The organism is Cellulomonas persica, assembly GCF_007989825.1.
GTDB classification, from domain to species: Bacteria; Actinomycetota; Actinomycetes; order Actinomycetales; family Cellulomonadaceae; genus Cellulomonas; species Cellulomonas persica.
The window spans coordinates 1-1,040 of the sequence record NZ_BJUA01000041.1 but is presented as its reverse complement, the minus strand read 5'-3'; the positions used below and the strand labels follow the sequence as shown (position 1 = coordinate 1,040).

The 1,040-nt window shown below is 69.8% G+C and carries 1 protein-coding gene and 1 pseudogene; one reads left to right on the top strand and one right to left on the bottom strand.

All coding sequences use genetic code 11. The features are described from left to right. Positions 1 to 111: 111 nt before the first annotated feature. Entirely contained in the window at positions 112 to 399 is a 288-nt protein-coding gene (locus CPE01_RS16240) for a DUF1905 domain-containing protein (protein ID WP_146807846.1), read from the bottom strand. 528 nt (positions 400 to 927) lie between these two features. Here CPE01_RS16240 and CPE01_RS17050 point away from each other — a divergent pair. Further along, positions 928 to 1,040 (top strand): annotated as a pseudogene (locus tag CPE01_RS17050) (RHS repeat-associated core domain-containing protein); the annotation flags it as partial.

The following is a 1,040-nucleotide window of genomic DNA, read 5'->3' as shown; positions in this document are numbered from 1 at the left end:
CTTCTGGCGCTACGACGCCCGCGCCACCCTGACCACGCTCACGTAGGGCGCCCCGGGCGCTCGGGTGCTCGGCGGTCTCTGCGCTCGTGCCGTGACGCCGGGGCGCCGATGTCAGGTCAGGCGCTCCGTGAGGTGGACCGTGACGTCGTCGCCCAGGTCCTTGCCGAGCTTCTTGCGGAGCTTCGCGCTGATGGAGAGCATGTGCCCGCCCGAGCCGGTCGGCATCAGCCCGGCCGTCACGGGCTCGCCGTCGACGGTCGCCACGACCTTGACCGCCTTGCCGGTCCCGAACAGCTCGGCGGAGCCGGGGACCTCGACGCACGACCACAGGTCGTCCTTCACGGTGACGCCGATCGGCGCGGTGAACGTGAGATCGACAGGGCCAGGACTCGTGCTCATGGGGTCTCCTCCATCTGGCCGGGCTGGTTCGACCACGACCCTATGTGGTGCGTGTCGGCGGGCCGGACCGGCCGTGAGCGGGCCTTCGCACGCGACGACCTCGACCGGTGTCGATCGGACGACTGAGGTCACCTACGACGACGGCGACAAGGACCCGACGACGACGGCCACGAAGGGTTCGTCCGCCGCGTCGTTCGTGTACGACGGGAACGGCGACCGGCTTACCCGTACGGACTCCAGCGGCACGACGGTCTACCTGCCTGGTGGGCAGGAGATCCTGGTGACCGCCGACGGGGTGAAGTCGGCGACCCGGTACCACGGCTTTGATGGCCAGACCGTCGCGGTGCGAGACACGAGCGGTCTGGGTGGGGTCACCTCGCTGGTGGTGACCCTCACGGCACGACGCTGGCCGCGATCGCGAACACCAGGTGGGCGGCGGACAGCGTCGTCAAGCAGTACACCGACCCGTTCGGTGCGTCGCGTGGCACGGCGGCGAGCATCCCGGGCGATCGGTAGTTCCTCGACAAGACCCGTGACACCGCAACGGGTCTGGCGATGGTCGGGGCCCGGTACTACGACGAGGCCAACGGGCGGTTCATCTCCGTCGACCCGGTCCTGGACCTGGTCGACCCGCAACAGGT

Bases quoted from the DNA above. Each gene is read 5' to 3' on its own strand.
- CPE01_RS16240 (WP_146807846.1), bottom strand. From the start codon at position 399: ATGAGCACGAGTCCTGGCCCTGTCGATCTCACGTTCACCGCGCCGATC.